Annotated in this window: 20 protein-coding genes; 7 read left to right on the plus strand and 13 right to left on the minus strand. The window is 49.8% G+C overall.

The annotated features are described in order from the left end of the window. Nucleotides 1–2: 2 nt before the first annotated feature. Nucleotides 3–809, plus strand: coding sequence for a hypothetical protein (locus EZMO1_RS03515; RefSeq protein ID WP_145912454.1), 807 nt, complete (start codon nt 3–5; stop codon nt 807–809). Here the strand turns inward: EZMO1_RS03515 and EZMO1_RS03520 are convergent. Continuing rightward, on the minus strand, nt 806–1,567 hold the full coding sequence (locus tag EZMO1_RS03520) for an AraC family transcriptional regulator (protein ID WP_034879718.1): 762 nt from the start codon (nt 1,565–1,567) through the stop codon (nt 806–808). The two genes, EZMO1_RS03515 and EZMO1_RS03520, sit on opposite strands and share 4 nt — an antisense overlap. A gap of 133 nt (nt 1,568–1,700) precedes the next feature. Here EZMO1_RS03520 and EZMO1_RS03525 point away from each other — a divergent pair, with 133 nt between their 5' ends. After that, entirely contained in the window at nt 1,701–2,873 is a 1,173-nt protein-coding gene (locus tag EZMO1_RS03525; RefSeq protein WP_034879839.1) for an MFS transporter, read from the plus strand. 73 nt (nt 2,874–2,946) lie between these two features. Here the strand turns inward: EZMO1_RS03525 and EZMO1_RS03530 are convergent, their stop codons facing one another. The 10 genes from EZMO1_RS03530 to EZMO1_RS03580 all read right to left on the minus strand — a co-directional run bounded on the left by EZMO1_RS03530 (nt 2,947) and on the right by EZMO1_RS03580 (nt 15,015). Next, nucleotides 2,947–4,812 (minus strand): RCC1 domain-containing protein, encoded by a 1,866-nt coding sequence (locus tag EZMO1_RS03530; RefSeq protein WP_034879719.1) that lies wholly within the window; start codon nt 4,810–4,812, stop codon nt 2,947–2,949. Between the two features lie 245 nt (nt 4,813–5,057). Continuing rightward, a protein-coding gene (locus EZMO1_RS27970; RefSeq protein ID WP_420809906.1) for an IS1 family transposase occupies nt 5,058–5,815 on the minus strand; the annotation gives its coding sequence in 2 pieces (ribosomal slippage) (nt 5,058–5,548 and nt 5,548–5,815; 759 coding nt in all). A gap of 74 nt (nt 5,816–5,889) precedes the next feature. Further along, complete coding sequence (locus EZMO1_RS03545; RefSeq protein ID WP_034879720.1) at nt 5,890–6,708, minus strand: SH3 domain-containing protein; 819 nt, start codon at nt 6,706–6,708, stop codon at nt 5,890–5,892. Beyond that, nucleotides 6,705–8,525, minus strand: a complete 1,821-nt coding sequence (locus EZMO1_RS03550) for a BatD family protein (RefSeq protein WP_034879721.1) — start codon at nt 8,523–8,525, stop codon at nt 6,705–6,707. Before EZMO1_RS03550 ends, EZMO1_RS03545 begins: the two co-directional genes overlap by 4 nt. A 24-nt stretch (nt 8,526–8,549) precedes the next feature. Next, a complete protein-coding gene (locus tag EZMO1_RS03555; RefSeq protein ID WP_034879723.1) occupies nt 8,550–10,262 on the minus strand; it encodes a VWA domain-containing protein in 1,713 nt (570 codons plus the stop codon). Next, on the minus strand, nt 10,259–11,272 hold the full coding sequence (locus EZMO1_RS03560; protein WP_160174135.1) for a vWA domain-containing protein: 1,014 nt from the start codon (nt 11,270–11,272) through the stop codon (nt 10,259–10,261). Before EZMO1_RS03560 ends, EZMO1_RS03555 begins: the two co-directional genes overlap by 4 nt. Before the next feature lie 5 nt (nt 11,273–11,277). Beyond that, complete coding sequence (locus tag EZMO1_RS03565; RefSeq protein WP_034879725.1) at nt 11,278–12,111, minus strand: hypothetical protein; 834 nt, start codon at nt 12,109–12,111, stop codon at nt 11,278–11,280. Continuing rightward, a complete protein-coding gene (locus tag EZMO1_RS03570) occupies nt 12,104–12,994 on the minus strand; it encodes a DUF58 domain-containing protein (RefSeq protein ID WP_034879727.1) in 891 nt (296 codons plus the stop codon). Before EZMO1_RS03570 ends, EZMO1_RS03565 begins: the two co-directional genes overlap by 8 nt. A 1-nt stretch (nt 12,995) precedes the next feature. Continuing rightward, a complete protein-coding gene (locus tag EZMO1_RS03575) occupies nt 12,996–13,976 on the minus strand; it encodes an AAA family ATPase (protein ID WP_034879729.1) in 981 nt (326 codons plus the stop codon). A 376-nt stretch (nt 13,977–14,352) separates the two neighbouring features. Beyond that, complete coding sequence (locus EZMO1_RS03580) at nt 14,353–15,015, minus strand: C-GCAxxG-C-C family protein (protein WP_082212379.1); 663 nt, start codon at nt 15,013–15,015, stop codon at nt 14,353–14,355. A 227-nt stretch (nt 15,016–15,242) separates the two neighbouring features. Between EZMO1_RS03580 and yedF the strand changes: the two genes are divergently transcribed. Genes yedF through selD form a run of 4 tightly spaced genes read left to right on the plus strand, consistent with a single transcriptional unit; the run spans nt 15,243 to nt 18,309 of the window. Beyond that, the gene (yedF, locus tag EZMO1_RS03585; RefSeq protein WP_034879731.1) at nt 15,243–15,890 is read left to right on the plus strand and encodes a sulfurtransferase-like selenium metabolism protein YedF; all 648 of its coding nucleotides are present in this window, start codon (nt 15,243–15,245) and stop codon (nt 15,888–15,890) included. Next, nucleotides 15,890–17,035 (plus strand): aminotransferase class V-fold PLP-dependent enzyme, encoded by a 1,146-nt coding sequence (locus EZMO1_RS03590; protein WP_034879733.1) that lies wholly within the window; start codon nt 15,890–15,892, stop codon nt 17,033–17,035. Before yedF ends, EZMO1_RS03590 begins: the two co-directional genes overlap by 1 nt. Next, on the plus strand, nt 17,032–17,247 hold the full coding sequence (locus EZMO1_RS03595; RefSeq protein WP_051790748.1) for a putative Se/S carrier protein: 216 nt from the start codon (nt 17,032–17,034) through the stop codon (nt 17,245–17,247). Before EZMO1_RS03590 ends, EZMO1_RS03595 begins: the two co-directional genes overlap by 4 nt. A 12-nt stretch (nt 17,248–17,259) precedes the next feature. Beyond that, nucleotides 17,260–18,309: a selenide, water dikinase SelD gene (gene selD / locus EZMO1_RS03600; protein ID WP_034879734.1), complete on the plus strand. Its 1,050-nt coding sequence runs from the start codon at nt 17,260–17,262 to the stop codon at nt 18,307–18,309. Nucleotides 18,310–18,376: 67 nt separating this feature from the next. Here the strand turns inward: selD and EZMO1_RS03605 are convergent, their stop codons facing one another. Then, nucleotides 18,377–18,721, minus strand: coding sequence for a TehB family protein (locus tag EZMO1_RS03605; protein WP_034879735.1), 345 nt, complete (start codon nt 18,719–18,721; stop codon nt 18,377–18,379). Nucleotides 18,722–18,914: 193 nt separating this feature from the next. On the opposite strand from EZMO1_RS03605, the gene EZMO1_RS03610 reads away from it, so the two are divergent. Beyond that, on the plus strand, nt 18,915–20,351 hold the full coding sequence (locus tag EZMO1_RS03610) for a hypothetical protein (RefSeq protein WP_034876179.1): 1,437 nt from the start codon (nt 18,915–18,917) through the stop codon (nt 20,349–20,351). Nucleotides 20,352–20,371: 20 nt separating this feature from the next. Here EZMO1_RS03610 and EZMO1_RS03615 read toward each other — a convergent pair whose 3' ends face one another. Beyond that, nucleotides 20,372–20,917 (minus strand): class I SAM-dependent methyltransferase, encoded by a 546-nt coding sequence (locus EZMO1_RS03615; protein WP_034879737.1) that lies wholly within the window; start codon nt 20,915–20,917, stop codon nt 20,372–20,374. Nucleotides 20,918–20,934 lie beyond the last annotated feature (17 nt).

A 20,934-nucleotide genomic window follows, 5' to 3' on the forward strand; every position in this document is an offset into this window, starting at 1 on the left:
GTATGCCACATCAGCAAGTACCATTACTTCCAGCGATTGGTTTGACTGCTGGAAGTTCATTAGCGGCTGCGGTTGCGGCCAACCCGTCTTCCCGGGAAACGGTTATGGCGTTTGGCAAGCTGGTTTACAATCAGCCGTCCGCTTTGCTTGAGCATACGGGGCGATGCCTGAGTGGAATCAGGGAGCAGCTGTTTCATGCCGTCAGCTACATTCTACCTCCGGTCAAAACCATTGCCGAACGGGATGTGGCTATCAAGACGGTTGCCGGTCCTTTCCAGTCAGCTCTTGGAAAAGCCGGGATAAACACAACCGGTAATGTAACACTGGGAACTCTGGGGTTGGCCGCTGCAGCGCCAGCGATTCATTTGGCAGGGAATGTATTGAATGCCTGCCAGCGATTTTCAGATAAAGGTTATCAATACGATTTGATCAACCGGGCTCGCAACAGTGAAGATGTCAATGCTTTGGGTCAGGCCGCTGTAAGGCTTCAATACAGCGAAGAGCACTACAGGAAGTTATCGGAACGTTCAGTAATGCCGGGCTGGAAAAGTCTGCTCTGTAGCCTGATGCCGTCTATTCTGCTTGTCCCTCAGCTGGGAGCATCCGCTATAGCTCTGGGCGCTGTTGCCGGAGTGTCTCAGATCGCCAGTAATGCCTGGGAGAAATGGGCAAACATCAGCATGCTGGATGAAACACGTCAAAATATTAAGGTGGCCAATTTTAGCCACAGAACAAGAAAGTGTGCGGCTGGAGTTGACGCATTGAAAGAAAAACTAAAGATGAAAGAGAGTACTGATCCGGCGTCTTAATCAAAGAACTGGCCGGGTGCTGTACCAAAGTAATTCTTAAACAGTCGGTTGAAAGCGCTCAGACTGGCAAAACCAACATTCATTGCAACACTGGTCACCGGTTCGCCGCTGGCCAGTCTTTTTAACGATTCCACTAATCGCACCTGCTGCCGGAATTGCACAAACGACATGCCCAGCTCGGATTTGAACAATCGGCTCATTGTTCGGCTGCTGATATGAATTTTTTCTGACCACTGCTCCAGTGTTTCACTGTTGTGCGGGTGCCGCATAATTTCCTGACAAACAGGCTGTAGTCGTTTATTAGTGCACTTGGGTATACTGAGTTGAACAGAAGGCGAGAGCTTTAGCAGGTCTATGGTTACCAGCAGTAAACGTTCAAGGCTGCTGTCGTAGGAAAAGTTTTCCGGCAGCTCTGACAGGTGAACCAATAGCTCCCGAAGCAATGGCGAAACGCTGAGAACACTGCTGGATTCCGGCAGTCCAGAGTAATCTTCAGAACGGATATATAAACTTTTCATTTCCGCCCGCCCATGCATAGTGACCTTATGGGGAACCCTTGGCGGAACCCAGATAGCCCGCTGGGGCGGACTGACCCACAGGTTACCCGGCACATTCACCACCATCACACCATGACAGGCGTAAAGTAACTGGGCATAGTTATGGCAATGCCATTCATTCACATGACCATTTGGGTATTCAACAGAATAGGCGATAAACGGTGTATTTAGCTGGGAGGGCAAAGCATGGGTGCTGGTCACGACAGGTTCACTTCACGATGGCTGGTTGTCTGATATGGGCAAAGAGTCGTCATAAATGAGACAGTTCGCCATTTTAGAACAAGGTAGACTGCGCCGCATCATTTTGCTGGAGCGATACACAGTCGAGTCCTGTATGGATAAACGCAAGTTTCATTTTCAGGTGATGAGCCTGGGTCATGCCCTTGACCACTTTTTTGTTTTGATTTTCCCCACCGTCGTGCTTGTCTTGCAAAAAGAGTGGGGTCTCAGTTATGCAGAGCTGCTCAAATACGGAAGCCTTGGAGTGTTGGCCTACGGTTTGGGCTCTCTGCCCTCTGGCTGGCTGGGTGACCGCTGGAGTCAGCGCGGTATGATGAACGTCTATTTCTACGGCATGGGTTTGTCTGCCATTCTCACCGCCCTGGCACAAACACCGGAGCAGCTGGCGGCGGGTGTTGCAGCCATTGGCCTGTTTGCTTCTATTTATCATCCGGTGGGTACAGCCGTGGTGTTCAGTACGGCTGAAAAAACCGGTCGGGCCATTGCTGTTAATGGCGTGGCTGGCAATATCGGACTGGCGTCGGCTGCTATTGTGACCGCCTTTATCTCCGAGATGATTAACTGGCAGGCGGCGTTTATTATTCCCGGCATTGTCTGTGTCTTAAGCGGCTTTGCTTACTCCTGGGTGTCGGGTGATGTGTCTGCCATTAACCGAAAAGGCAATGGTCGTGACACTGAAAGTCTGGACAGACGATCGATGATCAAACTGTTTATGGGCATTGCGGTCATTGCCTGTCTGGGCGGACTGGTGTTCCAGAGCATGACCACCGCACTGCCTAAAATGGTTGAATCCGCCTTTTCCGGTTCTCTGGGACAAACCGGCATGGTGGCCACCATTATCTTTGTCTTAGCAGCGACGGTGCAGATGGTGATTGGTGAATTGCTCGACCGGGTGCCTGCGCGTTCGCTGCTGCTCGTGATTGCACTGGGGCAGGTGATCTTTCTGATACTGGCCTCTATGGTCTCCGGCATGGCATTGATCCCTGTTTTGATCTGCCTGATGTTTTTCACCTTCGGACAGATTCCGGTCAATGACTGGCTGATTGGTCACTACGCTGCCGACGAATGGCGTTCCCGCTTTTACGCCATGAAATACACACTTGGCCTGAGCGTTGCCACCGTGGCGTACTGGTTGATTGCTGTCGTACATGACAATACCGGCGAGTTTACGCTGTTGTATCTGGTGCTGGCAGCGATTATGAGCCTCTCGGTTGTGGCAGCATGGTTTATGCCAAAAACGCGGGCTCAGCAGGCAGTGATTGCCTGATTTTAGAAGGGCTATAAACTTAAATGGTCGCCTTTCGCTCCACAATGATCGCTGGAGCGAAAAGCGTTTTTTCTTACAAGCTACTTTCTAAGAGAATATCCTGTGGTGCCAAGGCTTCGGCAGCATTGCTGTTATTCGCGCCGGTACCCTCGCCCCATGTAATCACTTCACCATTTTCTTTTAATGCAGCGAAAGAAGCTGTGGTAGAGAAAACATCCTTAACACGAGTATTTAATTCAGATTGTTTTTCCGGTGTCAGGTAGCCACCACTTCGAGGCTCGCCCCAGACTCTAACTCCGCCGCCTCTGGTAATAGCTGCAAATGCACCACCGTCGAAAGTATTTCTCCTGGATTTATTGGTTACGATTTTCTCAACATTGCTAATTTTACCAGGACTAATGATGCCGCCGAATTCAGGGTGTCCCCAAGCAAAAACAAAATTGGCATTAAAGTTATCAATGCTGCTAATACCTACAAATGCAGCAGTCCCCGGAATAATTTCACTCACATTGTGTTTATAAATTCCCAAGCTCCAATTTGTATCGCCCCCAAACATAGAGTCACCCCAAGCCACAACCTCGTGGTCTCCACGTTCGGTAAGCTTGAGTGCTGCGAATGTAACGAGATTCGGTATAATATCGACAATATTGGATGAAAGATCATCACCGCCACCTACTGTGATATCTCCACCACTGGTTGGTTTGCCCCAGGCAACAACGCTGCCGTCCTCTTTAAGGGCTGCAAAAGCAGCGGCATTAGCAACGACACGTTTAACACCCGAAGACAGGCCTACCTGTGTAAAGTTATCCATGTGCCCGCCATTATCCGGATGACCCCATGCTACTACCGAGCCATCTTCCTTCAGTGCGGCATAAGCACTCAGGTTAGGAATAATGTCATCAACATTTTTTAATGGCTCAGAAAGAGTTCCGCCGTCTCCCCATCCCCAGGTAATCACTTCGCCGCTTTCTTTTATAGCTGCAAAGCTTTGGGTATTGTGAATAACCTTTTTGAAGCCGCCTGTGAAGTCTCCACCACTGCCCTCTGAAACATCGCCTCCGTAGAGTTTATTTCCCCAAGCGACAAGGCTTCCGTCATTTTTTAGAGCGGCAAACGCTCTTGCACCCGGTACAATATCATCGACACCACTGCTCAGATCACCCTCATGGCTAAGCGTTATGTCACCACCATTGTAGGCATATCCCCAGGCAACAACACTGCCGTCATCCTTTAAAGCAGCAAAGGCAGCATCCGTTGCAAATACCTGCACTACACCACTGTCGAGGTCGCCTCCACTTGGTTGGCTTGCATCTGAGCCGTGATCACGGTTACCCCATGCCACCACGCTACCGTCATTACGAATAGCAGCGAAAGCATTGTTGTTGGGAATGATTTCACGAACATCTTCTGCCTGAATCGGGTCTGGACCAATATCTTTACCCCAGGCAATAACGGTTCCGTCATTGGTCAGCGCGCTGTAGCCTGACAGGTTAGAAACTATGTCTTCAACAAAACGACGACGGTAAACGACAAAGGCTTCATCACTACTGCTTAGACCATCGTTGTTGGCAATGGCCGACAGGCGAACGGCTTTACCATAGTCGTCTTCAGTCACAAGGAAAGTCTGACCTTCAACAACGTGGTCACGAATCTCAACGCCATCGACAGTGATGCTGTCACCGAAAACACCGGTTCCGGTGCGGTCAACGACCCATGTGTAGGTGGTTTTATCGGGCTCGCAATCAGTACATTCTGACTCGGCCTTTATTGTTCTGCCAACCAGCATGTCTCCCGATTTGGAGAGTTGCGTAATGGTCGGCACAGAAGGTTCCGGATCAGGTGTCGGTGCAGGAGAAGAGCTACTGGAAGAACTGTCATTACAGGCGGCCAGCAAGCCTACCAGACCGGTTATAGCCAGCTTTTTTATCATGGTGTCCATTGGGTACTTCTTGTTTCTTAATAGTTGCTAACTTGAGAGCGCTTCGGATTTTATCGTGAGCCTGTATTCGCTGTGTATAAGTACTTGGTACAAGTGTACATTTTCTTATGAGTTTTATGGAATGGTGTTGGGATGTGCGTATCACTCATCCCAACAGTTTTAACCTTTGAAGCTATTTAAATAACTCGGTAAATGTTTTTCTGCATCATAGGATCTCTGAATCAATCGGTAGTGGGCCAGAACTGTTATATCGCGTGAATATTGACCCCAAACTCAACTTTATTAATCAATAATCCAATAACAATATCGTGCATCTTTTCGAGCTTTGAAAAACAAATTGTCTTTCTGGCCAACCGTTTAATCCAAGTCCGAAAATTAAGGTTTTTACGCTCTATCTTCTGAGTGTTTGCTTTACCAATAATATGCATGTTTTCATCAAGGTGTCGCTCATAGGCTCCCCAATCATCGGTGTAAAATTTATTAATACCAAATGGCTTCAGAAGTGTTTTGAGTTCTTTAAAAACTTCATCTTTCCGTTTTCCGAAAACATAAGCAAGCACGGTATTTGTAGCGTGATCAACAGCATACCAAAGCCAGCGTTGGTTCGATTTATCATGAACATACGACCACTGCTCATCTAGCTCAGCCTCTTGGCAGACAAGCCCTACATGAATAATTGCATCTGACTTGAGATCAATAGTTTGAATATTTGGGTTGACCTTTACCAGACCGCTTTCTTTTTTTTTAGAGTCTTTATTACTGTTGTCTTGCTTATTCCGAGTACTTTACTTGTATCCCTGATTCCGCTGCCATTTATTGCCATATCGATGATTTTTTCTTTAACGCCAGGCTCACAGGCCTTGTAGCGATATTCAAGCATGAAGGTTTTGATTTCACATTTGTCATTACAGCAATAGTATCGTGGAACATCATGAGTGCTGTATCCGAAAGGCCGAACTTGGTTACTGCCACATGTTGTACAGAGGACTTGCGTAAGGCACATTTTTAAACCGCATTTTTCAAAGTTGCCGAATGTCGTATTTTAGCAGACAGGGCTAGAATCACAGAACTGTGCCACTACCAATCAATCAATGTGGTCGCCCGTGTTGGCAACCATGCTGTTGACCCATTGCTCAATCTGATTTCCTGCCAGTTCGCGTGCTCCTGCAACAGAATAAACTCGGTACCCTGATTCAGCGGGCTGGTAAACGCCGGAGCAAACACCAGTCCCGGGCCTTTGCGGGCAGTAATGTCCATGGCAGTAATCACGCCGCTGCTGTCTTCCGGTGTATAAGCGACCCTGAATACGGTGATAACACTGGTCAGCAGCATGATGCTGGCGGCAAAGATAATGCGGCTTTTTTCAGTTCGGTCTGAACGGATAAATACCCATACCTGCCACCAGAACAGCAAATAAACGGCAATGGCAAACCAGAACCACAGGCTGCTGCTGGCAATACTGTGAGTGGTAGCCAGCCACGGGTTACCAAAGCTGTCTGGCAGATAATCAAGACGCTGTTTACGCACATGGCTCAGGTTGTGAGACAGCTCTTTGCTGCCATAACCCAGCGACTCTGCCCGACGGTACCAGAGTACACTTTCACCATAACGACCCGCATGGAACCAGCTGCTACCGATGTTGTAAGCCAGAGCCCCCTGATTAATGTCTTCTGCTTGCCACAGAGATTCCAGCTTACCCGCCACCAGTGTGTGTGCTTCACGTCCACGGGTTGGATAGCTCTGGCTTAACTGCAATGCCCTCTGGTGTTCTTCTCGCAAAGACAACAGTTGTTCCTGAAGATCAACCACTGCATTCTGGTCTGCATAAACGACACTGGATAGTTTGGGTAATAGTGGCAGAAAAAAACTCAGAGTGAGTATCAGCAGGTATTTCAAGACAGCACTCCTCTGGCTGGTAAGGCTTTGTCCAGTCGTAATACGAGATCAATCAATGCTTTGCGGTGGCTGGATCGGTCAACGTTATTCGATGATGATGGTTTGGCATATAGCTGTTGCTCACGGCTCAGGCACTGAATAGTTTCTTCAATCAGTGCCTGATCAACGCCCAAGGCTGCCAGTCGGGCAGTCAGTGTCTGCTCATTCAGCTTTGAAGGCAGCAGTCTTATACGACGATGAAAGTATGTCCCCAGAGGTGCGAGACTGTCATTTGTCTTAGCCAGTTCCGAGCGCAGTTGTGCAATGGCACTACTGTTGCGATAGATCACCCAGCGTTTGCGCAGGGCAGGAGACAAGCCGAACAGCACCATAGCAGGCGGACACACTAGCAGCGCAAACAAAATCCATGGCTTAAGAGCGCTTTGCTGACGACGGTTGTCCATCAGTTGTCGGGTCCAGTTATGCTCCCAGATACCATCCTTGTCAGCTTTGACCGGATTGCTCAGCGTCACATCGGCAGACAGTTCGCTGCTGCTGATATTAAACCGCTCAACCGGAATCACCGTCAGAGGAATAGTCTCAGTGACATAGTCCCGATAATGACCGGTGTCCGGATCGAAATAACTGATCACCACCGGTGGAATTTCAGACGTTTCTGCCAGCTTTGGAAACAGGCTTTGGCGCACCACTCTGACATCGTCCTCATACACTGCCGGAGAGGCGGAACCAGGAATGTCGAAGCTGTGGATAAACGCTCTTTCCTTTTGCAGATCAGGCAGTTGGGAAATTTCAGAATGTGGATGAACGACATCAAAACGCAGCTGCATGGGTTCACCCTGACGAACGGTTTCCGGCTCTGCAGTGAACTTGATATCAGGGCGTCCGACCATACCGGTAAAGTGTTCAGGCGCACCTGCAGGCAAATCCTTAACCGTAAATCGAAGTGGCTTTGAACGTGTCATCAACCGAACCGGAGGTTCGTCTTTAACTACACGCTCGGCTTCAAAAAAGTTGTTATCAAAGTGAGCCGGGAAACGGGAACCCCTGAACTGTTGGGAACCATGCTTCCAGATGCGCTGATCAACACTCGCCATTAACACACCGGGCTGGAGTTCAAAGGTACCGGCTTCCAGTGGCTGGATTTTGTAGTGAAAATGAATGCGGTACTGGTTATCCGGCATTCCGTGCCAGCGCGCAATCACACGACGGTTGCCGATGGGCAGGCCAATAGCGTTACCATCTCTGGAAGTGAAGGCATTCCATGGCTCAACGGGCCGTATAGCGGCATTTTCAAACTCTGGCAGCAGAATATTAACCGCTTTCAGGGCGTTGGGCTGAATGGCGGTAATCCATTCAAATTCGACGTCGATGGTCTGACCCAGATAAATACTGTCCGTGTTGTGGCTGACATGAATGCGCATCTCGTCCGTCATTGCAGGCATGGTAACAGTGATTGATTCAGAAGCATCGGTTTGCTGTTCGCCCAGACTGAATACCGGCAGTGTCAGCTCACCGGCTTTCAGTGGTGTTAAACGAATCGGGTAGCCTATTGCCGGTGCTTCATTCCTTTGCAGTCTGACAGGTGGGCGCTGTGAGACGATAAAATCACTGTTGTCTGCGATAGACAGTTCCATCTCATCAGCAGGTGGATTCAGCGCCAGCACAATAAAGTCGGCAGGCTGTCCCTGCCATACGGTATCTTCCGGTTTCTCAAGAACCAGTTGCCAGTCATCGGCACTGGCATACGCTGACGGAACGGTGATAAAAGCAATACATGCCAATAGTCCGAACAGTGTGTGTTTAAAGTTGCTCGTCATAGAACAGTAGCTCGTCATAAAACCTTACCAGTCCCGGTCAACGGTATTTTGCCGTTGCTGATCCAGTTGTTGTAATTCGCCCTCAAGTTGTCGGGCCTGATCCAGAATCTGTTTGGCACTGGCCGATGGTGTCGGCTCCAGCAAATCTCCAAACATAGCGTCCATATCATCAAACTCTGTACTGTTGCTGTCGTCGGCATCGGAGTCTGCGGAGTCGTCACCTTCCTGTTCAAGGCTCTCTTCCCCTTCTTCACTTTCAGAGTTGGCTTCGGAGTCCTTGTCTTCCTCTTCTTCACCCTGCTGCTGTTGCTGCTGCTGGATCGTGTCGGTGTCCTGATGCAGACGGTATTGTTCCAGAGCCAGCCATTCCAGGTTGCGTTGGCTGGGTTCATGCTCGGGATCGGTCATCAGGATATCGCGCAGGACATTTCTGGCTTCACTCAGGTAGACTTCCGGATCAATGTATTCATCCGACTCCATGGCTTCTTCCATAAAATCCACAGCCGTAAGGAAACTGCTGTTGGCCAGGTGAATCAGTGAGGTGGCCAGGTTGTAACTGGCTGCAACCGCTGTCGCCTGATCGTCTGCCTGATCGGCGACCTGTCGATACAGGTTGGCCGCATCGGCGTACAGCTGTTGTTCAATCATCTGGCTAGCCCGCTGTTCCAGTTCCTGCAGGTCAACAGGGCTTTGGGCATGAGCAGTATTGATGGCAAGTATCAGAAGACAGGGAATCACAGCCGAGGCTTTTTTAACATTGGCAGGCATCTGAACCAGTGACAGAAAAAGCATCAGCATCGCCAGCGCCATCAGGTAAGGGTAACCTTCGGTATACTCAAGCACTTCTCCCTGCTCACGACTGTCTGCAGGCCAGAGTACCCGCAGCTGGTCAAGAATGCTCGGCAGATCCAGCCAGGCTGTGCCGACCGGAAAGTAAATGCCCTGATCAGCCTGCTGAGCCAGTGACCGAAGACGGGCGTCGTCCAGACGACTCCAGTGCTCTCTGCCATCATCCATGGCCCAGCCTTTTCCGTCACGGGTGGGAACACGGGCACCAAACTGGCTATCACCCAGTCCGATGATGAGCAGGCGGGTACCGAGTTCGTTCAGCAGTTCAATGGCTTCAACAGGGTCTTCACCCAGATCTTCGCCATCGGTAATCAGGACAATGTCTACCGCTTCCGGATTGCCAGAGTTGCCACCATCCAGCATTTTTTCCAGAACAGTCATCAGGGCATCGCCAATCTGGGTGCCACCGGTGGCGACCGTTCCGGGGCTGATGGTGTCCAACAGTGTATTCAGAAAGATCCGGTCACGGGTGACCGGAGACTGAATGGCGGTTTCACCGGCAAACGCTGCCAGACCAATGCGATCACTGGACGATGTATTAACGACCTGTCGTATAGCGGTGCGAGCCACTTCCAGACGATTCGGGCGCGCATCATCTGCCAGCATGGAACGCGATACGTCCAGCAGGAAAATCATATCCCGTCCCTGATCCTGCAAACCTTTAGGTTGAGGATCCCATGCAGGACGGGACAGGGATAAAGCCAGTACAGCCAGAGTTATCAGTACGCTGACCGAACGACGATTGACGGCAGGCAACGACAGGTTTTTGCTGAACTGCTTCAGATCACTGTGACTTTTACGTTGCTGGTAAAGGGCAAGAAAAAGCCACGCGGGAATCAGTGCCAGCAACCATAGCCACTGGGGGGTTAACAGGGTTAATTGGATCATCCCAGCCTCCTTAGCCAGGTGGCACTTAACAGGGCAGACAGCATCAGGCTGAGTAATGCGAGCAGAACAAAGGGCTGAAATGCCGGTACCTGATCGGTAAAGACGACGGTTTGCAGCTTGGAGGTTTCCAGTTCATTAATGGCCTGATATCCGGCCACCAGAGAGTCATAGTCGTAGGCTCTGTTATAAACACCCCCTGTCGATTCAGCCATAGCCTGAAGAACCCAGTCTACCCGCACCGCTTCATTGCGACTGTCGAGCATGTCGGTGGGCTCGTTACCAATGAAAATCGTGTAGACCCTGATACCCCATTCTTTTGCCAGAGCGGCCGCCATCATGGGGGAGTAAGTGCCTGAATTGTTTTCGCCATCGGTGATCATGATGATCACTTTGCTCTTTACCTTCTCGTCCAGACCGTACTCGTTTTCGTACTCACTCAGCTGTGCCGCGGCCAGAGCTGTGGCATCGCCAATGGCAGTACCATCTTCTTCCATTCGGGTGGGCGGTTGAACATGACGAGCCATGCTGACCAAAGCATCGTGAGAATCGGTCAACGGGCTGATCACCCTGGGGTAGCGGGCAAAGGTAATCAGTGAAATCAGGTCTGCCGGACGTCCTTCCAGCTGGTCATCGTCACCCGCAATAAAGGCTTCCAGCACTTCTTTGGCGACCGTCATCCGGTTGCTGCGTTTGCCGTCCAGATCCATGCGAATGTTCATGGAGGAAGAAACGTCCAGCACGACGGCAATAGCAATACCTTCCTGCTGCTCGGTGGATTCGGACACTTCGCGATAGGGCTGGGCAAACGCCACAATAATAAAGGCAAGCGCCAGCAGTTGCAGGGCAGTGGTCAGCCACAACCATTTCTGACGATAGCTGGCAGGCAGGCTATCAACCAGAGGCAGGTGCGAGTAGCTGATGCCCTGTCGGCGATTACGACGCCACAAATAAAAAGACAGTAGTGGTATGATCGCCAGCAACCACAGAAGTATCGGGTATTTAACACTCATCCCCATCATTTCTCCTGACCACATTTCTTCTGACCCCACTTCTTCTGACAGAGGTCACAGAATTCAATAAAGTCATCCAGCCTTGTGGTTCTTCCGAAGCGCAGGAATTGATAACGATGCAACAGGGGTTCGCTGGTGGTCAGCTTTCCAACAGGGTCAGCGCCTGTTGTTACCATCAGCCAGTGCCTCAGGGCTTCCCAGTCAGCCATGCCTGCTTCATCCGCCTGAGTGGCAATGTCACTGGCCGAAAGCGCTTTGTGCTGTTGAACGGGCAAAGCCTTTCGGCGTCGCTGGTGGAACAAGACAGAGGTGAGCACTGCGACCATGGCCAGCATGACCAGAAATAACGAAAAATAAGAGGTTTCTGTTTGTCGTTGTGGCAATCCGACGGTGTCCTGTACATCCACAGGGCTATCGTCGAAGGATGACAGGATGTGCAATGGCAGCGCGGCAGTATCCAGTTCCCAGTGTTGGGAATCATCAAACACGTCAGCGGTAAAAACAGGTGTCTGATACTGACCGGGAATCAGAAACGCAGTATCCATATACACAATGTATTGCCACTGCCCATTCACCCAGTAGCGAGCCGAGGTATGGCTCGACAGAAACTCCATTTCACCCCAGCTTTGCTGCTGAGGGTTGAAGATCACTTCAATGCCTTCGTCGTGACGAATGGTCAGTGCCAACTCGATTTGCTGACCGGCAGTGGTCGTTGATACAGAAGGTTCAAGGTGCAGGCTTGCTTTGGGCTCTCCGGCATAGACCGTAAAAGCGTTTAGCCACAGGGTAAAAGCAAACAGTAAAGAAAAAACAGACGAGGATTTTAATACGCTACCCACCGGTTTCTCCTTCGATTCGATCTCTACGACTGTGGAAGTACGACAGTAGTGTTTCTACCGGATCGGCATCCACCTTATGAACCAGCAAATCCAGCCCCCACTGGGAAAACGCCTGCTGACGATCTTTTAACCGTTTTTCCATACGACGGTTAAACAGCTTCTGTACCGGCTTATTGGCAAGATCAAGCCAGCGTGTTTGTCCGGTTTCGGCATCACGCAGGTGTGTCAGTCCGCCACCGTTCAGCGCTGCTTCTCGCGGATCGTCGATGGCAATGGCAATCACCTCATGGTGGCGGCCAAGCATGGCGAGGTTTTCCATGAAACCTTCCATAAAAAAGTCGGACAACACGACAATGATGGAACGTTTCAGTTTCAGCTGATTCAGATGATCCAGCGATTCCACGACGCAGGTTGTTGAAACGGCTTCAGGGTCTTCCAGTACTGACGACAGGCAACGCATCAGCTGGTTGCGCCCTCTGGCGGGTGGCAGAAAGTCATCCATACCATTGCTGAACTTGAGCAACCCTATGCGATCGTTGCTGCCCAGTGCCGCAGTGCCCAGTAAACCACAAAGCTGTGCTGCTGCAGTTTGACGACCTTTGTCTTCGCTGGACCAGGCAAACGATGGTGAATTATCAACGACAAAGATCAGGTTGATTTCCCGTTCTTCGTGAAACCGCTTGATATGCACTTCGCCGCTACGTGCCGTAACATTCCAGTCGATAGTGCGTACATCGTCGCCAGGGCTGTAGGCCCTGACTTCATCGAACTCCAGACCCTGACCTTTAAAAATCGAGCGATACTGTCCTGTCAGCAGGTGGTCAACCCGATGCCTGCAGAACAGCTGCAACTGGTGCAGTCGCTGGGTTAAATGGTCATGCATATCAGTTTGGAATGGCCACGCGCTCGAGAATCTGCTCGATCAGGGTTTCAGAGGTAATACCACGGGCTTCAGCCTTATAACTCAGGGCAATTCGATGGCGCAGGATATCGGGCGCCAGTCCGCGGATATCTTCAGGCAGTACATGGTCGCGCCCCTGAACAACCGCCATTGCCCTTGCTGCCAGTGCCAGATTGATAGTGGCTCGTGGTGACGCGCCAAATCGCATCAGGTCATCAATTTCAAGGCCGTAATCTTTGGGTGAGCGGGTCGCTGTGATCAGGTGCACAATGTATTTTTCAAGGCACGGGTCCATATGAATGTTTTCAATTTGTGCTGTTAACGCTTCCAGATCGTCTTTGGTTAATACACTGTTCACATCCACTTTGGTTTTAGGTCGTGACATACGACGCATTACTTCCAGCTCTTCATCAAACGCTGGGTAATCAACCTTGAGTTTGAACATAAAGCGGTCAACCTGTGCTTCCGGAAGCGGGTAGGTGCCTTCCTGTTCAACCGGGTTTTGTGTAGCGAGTACCAGAAACGGGTGGGGCAGAGCGCTGATCTCTTTACCGAGCGTTACCTGCTTTTCCTGCATCGCTTCCAACAGGGCGGACTGAACTTTGGCAGGTGAACGGTTGATTTCATCAGCCAGCACAATATTGGCAAAGATCGGGCCTTTTTCAGCGGTAAACTCACCGGTAGACGGGTTGTAAATCAGGGTGCCGGTCACGTCACCCGGCAGTAGATCGGGCGTGAACTGTATACGACTGAAGTCCAGACCGAGAGCCCGGGATAATGTATTAACGGTCAGGGTTTTTGCCAGTCCCGGGATACCTTCAATCAGTACGTGGCTTTTGCACAAAAGGGCAAGAATAAGACGGTCAATCAGATCTTCCTGACCGACAATAACCTTGGCAACTTCCTGACGAAGAATGGCGATCTTTTTTAAAGCCTCTACAGGCTGGCTTACGGCAACTGACATACGTTTATTATCTGAATCTGAGATACGTTAATTGAAACAGCGAAATTAAATACCGCTTTTGTTGAATGGTTTTGTTACATAAAATTTAATTATGAAACATAACAATCAACAGAGATGAATGAATTGTCTCAAAGAATGACAGGTAGAAAAAGGAAATTGATATTGATTTGAATCAAGCTAACAATCATTAGCGTTAAAAACCAATAGTGAGATTAATTGAATTGATACCGGTTATTAGTTCAGCTTATTTTCATTTAATTAAACGGTCTTATTAAAGGCGATATTTAAATGAATTAAATAATCTGTTGTATTCATCTAAACAGGTTTAATTCAGCTAGTTATTTTTGTAATTAGCTGAATTAAACGGAATCGCTCTTTATATTCTGGATAGAATGCTGCCTTTCAAGCGTGCGGCCAGAGAACCAAGCGTTGCTTTCTTAGGCGGTTTGATAGAAACAGGATGATCATTTGGGCAATCCCCGCAATCAGGCTGAGCCCTGTCTGTCGGTTCTGTTATACCGTGCTCGATCATATCAACGACGTCGGCTGCGACTTCACCTGTGAGGCGAATGCACTGTTTGATGTGCTCTCTGGAACCAAACTCCACATGTTTGATGAGCTTGCGGCAACAGGTAGAACCGTTACGTTTCTGAAACCGGTCGTGCAATTCGGACGACAGAGGAAACATATCATCCGACATTTTCTGTCCTTTCTTCTCCCGTCCATGCTCAAGACCCAAAGCCATAACACCACCTGCTACCGCACCGCATAAACATCCTGACATGCCAATGCCGACCGGAAACCCCGATGCCATTTTGACCATGCGTGGGTCGGCTGGTTGCCCGAGGTGGTCATTCACCGTAGTGAAAACAGCTTCAGAACAGAGAAACTGTCCCTTTTTGTACAGTGTTTCTGCTTTGCTGCGAGCAGACTCGCTCACTTCATCGTACACGCGCAGGCGTTCAAGACGACGATCTTCAATGGCCTGCTCACGTTTAGAGAGTGATGAGGCGGGCTTTGATTTTTTTGGTAATGGCATATCTTTTTTTCTCCACGAGCGACTGGCTCGCGCTACGTTCAATAGGTAGCAAATCCGGAGATTCCTATCTTATGGACGACGCTCGTAGTATTCAAATGAGGATCAGGCTTTTGCTGGATAATACTTATCAGTCTGCGCCTCATCCTTATACCTCCTGATTCTATTTCCCTCAGAATGAAGACTTCACTGATACGCTGTCTATTGAACGCAGCTGAACTGAGGTTTTCATGCAACACCAACATTCTCTGGATGCACGGGGGCTGCTTTGCCCACAACCACTGATACAAACCCGCCGTCTGTTAAAGACATTGCAGGCAGGTGAGCGTTTTCAGGTTATTGTGGACAATGACATTGCTCATCTGAACCTGATGTCGTTCTTTGCGGACCAGGGGATGAATCCGGAATGTGTTGCCGAAGGTGGAGAGTGGCAGATCAGTGCTACTTGTCAGAAGTCAGGTAGTCAGGCTGGTATGACTGCGAGTGATGTTCAGGCTGAAGTGCCCTCAACAGAATCCGGTTTGAAAACACCTGTTTCAAACACTGAATATGTCGTGGTATTGAACAGTGATTGTATGGGACAGGGCGATGATGAGCTTGGCAGCCTGCTCATCAAAGGCTATCTGAATACCCTGAAAGAAATTGATAACAGGCCATCCAGTATTATTCTGTACAACGGCGGTGCCCGTCTTGCCGCCAAAGGTTCGGGTGCCGACTCTGCCCTGCAGGCACTGGAAGCTCAGTCAGTGGATATTATTGTTTGCGGTGCCTGTGTGGATTTCTTTGAGCTGCAGGGACAACTGGCGGCCGGACGTATTTCCAATATGTATGACATTGCTGAAAAGGTCGCAGCCGCCGGGCATGTGGTGTATCCGTAATGTCAGATGAACGGTTAACGTATTTTGATAACGGTGCCACCAGTTTCCCAAAACCACCGGAAGTGGTTCAGGCCATGACGCGCTACCTGTCTGAGGTGGGAGGCAACTATGGTCGCTCTTCTCATACAAAAGCTTTCGAGTCCAGTTCGGTGGTTGAAGAGTGCCGTGAAAAACTGGCGGAACTGATGGGCATTGAGCAGGTGGAGAACCTGTGTTTTTCCAGTAATGCGACGCATGCCGCCAATACGATTTTACAGGGATTCTGCTTTCCTGAAGAAGCAGAGGTTCTGGTATCACCGATGGAGCATAATGCCATTGCACGGCCTCTGGCACAGTTGGAAGCGCAGGGGCGTATTAAGGTAAAAACCTTGTCTGCCAGTGAAGATGGCAGGGTGATTCCGGAGCTGATCACTCAATCACTCACTGAGCATACGGCAATGGTGATCATAAACCATCAAAGTAATGTGAATGGTGTTATTCAGCCTGTTGCAGCCATCAAAAAGGTATTGGGTAAAGTGCCTTTACTGATGGATGCGTCACAGTCTTTGGGTAAACAGCCGGTGCGGGTTGATGACTGGGCGATTGATTATCTTATCTTTACCGGTCACAAAGGCTTGCTGGGTCCTACCGGTACAGGCGGGCTTTTTATTCGTGACCCTCAAACCATTCAGCCTTTGCTGCTGGGAGGCACTGGCAGCAACAGTGAGCATCTGGCTATGCCGTCGGTCATGCCGGATCGCTTTGAAGCCGGTACGCCTAATATTGCCGGAATTTATGGTTTGCTGGCGGCACTGGAACACCCACCAGAACCCGGACACAGTCGGGACGATTTTCTAAGGTTACTGGATGAGATTGAAGCAACAGATGGCTACGTTGTGCAGCGAGCCGTTGAACAAGACGCACAGGGTGAAGTGATTTCTCTGACGCATCGAACGCTGGATTCGGGTACGCTGTCATGGCTGCTGGAAAAACAGTTTGGTATCAGTTCCCGTTCCGGTTTGCATTGTGCCCCTTTGGCTCATCAGCATCTGGGGTCCTATCCTGAAGGCACCTGCCGTTTGTCGCCTTCTGTTTATCATTCACCTGACGATTTCGCGTATCTGCTGAAGGCATTGAGAAGTATTGCTCTGGAGGCTGCAGCATGAAGCGTGCATTTATTCTATTAAACAATATGCGTTCAGCGATTAAGGCTGAAGCCTGGTGTCGTGAGCAGAGCATTGCCTGTGAAGTGATTCCGGTTCCACGACAACTGTCTTCGGAATGCGGTATGTGTCTTGAGATTGATAGTGAGCGAGCGGATCACGTTCAGAAACAGCTGCTAGCGGCTGGTTTTTCACTCACGCTTGCCTACTTATAAGGTGTATCACTTATGTCTGAACCTTCTATCGACCTGTTAACCACTGTTGAGTACGGCGGTTGCTCTGCCAAACTGTCGCCTACGGAACTGGCTGGCATATTGGATAAACTGAATTTCCCCGGTCATCCTGATCTGCTGGTGGACGTTTCAACTCACGATGACGCCGGTGTTTACCGGATTAATGATGAAACCGCGCTGATTTTCACCACAGACTTCTTTCCCCCGGTGTGCAGCGACCCGAAGGAGTTTGGCGAAATTGCGGCGGCGAATGCCCTGAGTGATGTGTTTGCCATGGGGGGGAATGCCCTGATGGTATTAAATCTGATGATGTATTCCACCAAAGACTTGCCGGTGGAAGGCTTTGCGCAGATTCTTCAGGGTGGTCAGAATAAGGTCAGCGAAGCAGGGGCTCTGGTGGTGGGTGGACACACCATTGAAGACCATCCGCCCAAGTTTGGTCTGGCGGTCATCGGTACGGTTCATCCTGATAAAGTGGTTAGCAACAGTGCGGCACGTCCCGGTGATCAATTGATTCTTACCAAACCCTTGGGTACTGGTGCTTTAATCGCTGGCAAGCGTGAACAGCTGGCCAGTCACGAAGCGTATCAGCAGGCATTGAATCAGATGAAGCTGTTGAACAAGGCGGCTGCCGATATCATGGTAAAACACGGCACCCGCTGTGCAACGGATGTCACCGGTTTTGGTTTACTCGGTCATGGTCGTGAAATTGCCAATGGCAGTGAGGTGACTCTGAGCATCGACTCGGACAAGCTGCCACTGCTGGATGAAGCTTACGAATTGTTTGATGATGGCTGTATTCCGGGTGCCACTTTCCGCAACCTTCACTATGTAGGTCATGATGTTCAGTTCAAAACCGGTATGGATTACAACCTGAAAATGCTGACCTGCGATGCCCAGACATCGGGTGGTTTACTGATCTGTGCTCCGGCTGAAACGGCTGAAGCGATGCTGGAAGAATTAAAGGCGACAGGCTTGCATGATCAGGCAGCGGTGATTGGTGAAGTGTTGCCACGGAAAGAAACAGCGCTGGTGGTTCAGTAGGTTATCTTTAGGTTATAAGAGTCACCGTGTTGGGAGTCGCTTCGCTCGTCCCAACTGACAAACAGAGTCAACTATTACGGTGAGTGTGGTACATCGGCTGGTCTGTCTTATCGGATTCAGACCAGAAGTTGATATTAAACTGGGCATCATCACTGAGTTCAATGCTGTGCCAGTACTGGGGCGGACTGGTGGCAAACTGTCCGGCATTGATCACAACCGTTACTTCCGGCTCTCTGGTTTCACTGTCCGGGTAGCCAAAATAAGTCACTGTTCCTTCCATAACACAGAGCTGACCAAACACGCCTTCTGCCGTATTGTGATGATTCAGCAGAGCGGCGGGCACATTATCCTTGGTAAAAAAAGGCGTAGAGCGCTGGATTTTCCAATGCTTTGGAATGCGTTGATGGCTCATGGCTATCTCCTCATGCTGGTTTGCGGAAGGTAAGAATGTAATGGGTGAAAGTCTCATACTGACCATTTTTTCTGGGCTTGCCGTCCGTGGTTTATACAGCAGCTACAAATTTTCTCTGGACTTACATAGGAACGGCCAAACACCGCTATGATCGTTACTGTAAAAGATACCGCAACAGTGAAAGGCCGCCCCGATGCAAGTATGTCAGCCACTAGCTGAAGCCGCCAATTTTTCTTGTCATGCTATCCAACAGCTTGAGCAAAAACTGGCCGTTCTTCGTCAGGAACACAGCCCAATCAAGCACTTTGAAGACTATGAAGGTGAGATCCATAAACTCTTTATCGAAGCAGAGCAAAGCGTTCTGGCAGAAGACCTGACCGGGCTTGATATTGACGTTCCTGCGATTGAGGTAAGCGGTGTCTGTTACCATCGGGTGTTGCGATCTTCAGAAACTTATCAATCCGCTGTCGGCCCTGTCCGGGTTTTGCGTACGCTCTATCGTAACGGTAAGGATCACTCTATCATCCCTTTGGAGCTACAGGCAGGTATTGTAGAGGGGTATTGGACACCAAAAGCAGCTAAACAAGCTGTCTGGATGGTTGCGCAAATGCCTCCCGGAGAGGCTAAAAGCCTACTTGATCTGATAGGGAACATGACGCCCTCGGAAAGCTCTCTGGCCAGACTACCCAAAAAGTTCAATGCGCAGTGGGAACCCAATAGGGAAGCCTTTGAAGACTTTCTCTGGGAAAGCGTCAAGGTTCCTGAAGAAGCTGTGACTGCCGCCGCTTCTCTTGATGGCGTCATGTTGCCGATGAAAGATGGTAAACGTCAGGAAAAGCGGGAACAGAATAGAGTCGATGGCAAGCGAACCCGTGGCCCTGCTGGCTGTCAGGAGGCCAGTTGTGGAACATTGTCGTTTTACGATGCACAGGGTGAACGCCTCTCAACGGTCAGGATGAGTCGAATGCCTGAAAGCAAGAAAGTGACTTTGAAACAATCACTCTCCGCACTCCTGAGCGAAGCTCTTCGACAGAGGCCAGATCTGACGCTTGTTAAAGTCGCTGATGGGGCAAAAGACAACTGGACCTACCTTGCCAATGAACTCCCTGAAGGTCACGAGGTTGTAGACTTCTATCATGCCGCAGAGCACCTGAAGAAAGCGTTTGACCTGTCCTATGGTGAAAACAGCAACAAATCCAGAGAAAAGTTCATCACCTATCGCCACATCCTCAAAGAGGAGCCCGAAGGTGTTGAAAAAGTCATCAAAGCTCTGGCTTACCAGCATAAACGACACCCTCGTCGATCGAAGTTGAAAACAGAGCTGGAGTACTTCAGAAGTAATCGAACCCGCATGAACTATGCTGAACACTTGTCGCACAACTTGCCAATAGGCTCAGGGGTTATTGAGGCTACTTGTAAAACCTTGGTAACGCAGCGAATGAAGTGTTCTGGAATGAGGTGGCGGCATCCCGGAGGCCAAGGTATTTTGACAGCAAGGTCATTAATTCAGAGTGGCATGTTCGACAATGGCTGGAAGTTACTGGCGGTGACCTACTGCGCCAAGGTCACGAAAGTGGGTATGGACAATGTCATCCCATTCCCCATGCAGAAAGGTGACTTGGAATTATAGTACCAGTCAATATGAGACTTTCACCCAATGTAATGATCAGGGCAGCCTTCGCTGTCCATTGCCTGTATCTCAAAGCCTGCCTGTTTCACTTCTTTTGTTGCGGTTTCCGGGCTTACCCTGGCATGGGCGCCACGAAAATCAACGAATACAATGGTCGTATCTACTGTCGTCTGTTCATACAGTGTAGATAGAAACGTATCCCGCTCTTTTATGAAACGGTAAACATTGGCAAGAAAGACGATATCAACCTGTTGAGGCAAACAGGGGTTGGTAGCGCTGCTCTGACGTATTTCAATATTGCTGAAACTGCTGTTGTTAAACCGCTTTTCCATATAAGCCACCATGCCCGGCTCATTGTCGATGGCATAGACTTTGTTCACGCGTTCTGCAAACAGGCGGGTGAAATAACCGGTTCCGGCGCCTACATCGGCAATGATCATCGGCTCCTGTAAGCCCAGAGTCTTCAGAATGTGGGAGGTGTTTTGCCACTCTTCCCTGTTGTCTGAATCAAAGATCTCGGAGAGTCGTTCCGGTTCGGCAAAGCTGATGGGTTTTGGCTGGGTCATTGTTGTTTCTGCTCCGA

The sequence above is a fragment of the Endozoicomonas montiporae CL-33 genome (genome assembly GCF_001583435.1).
In the GTDB taxonomy this organism is placed as follows: Bacteria; Pseudomonadota; Gammaproteobacteria; order Pseudomonadales; family Endozoicomonadaceae; genus Endozoicomonas_A; species Endozoicomonas_A montiporae.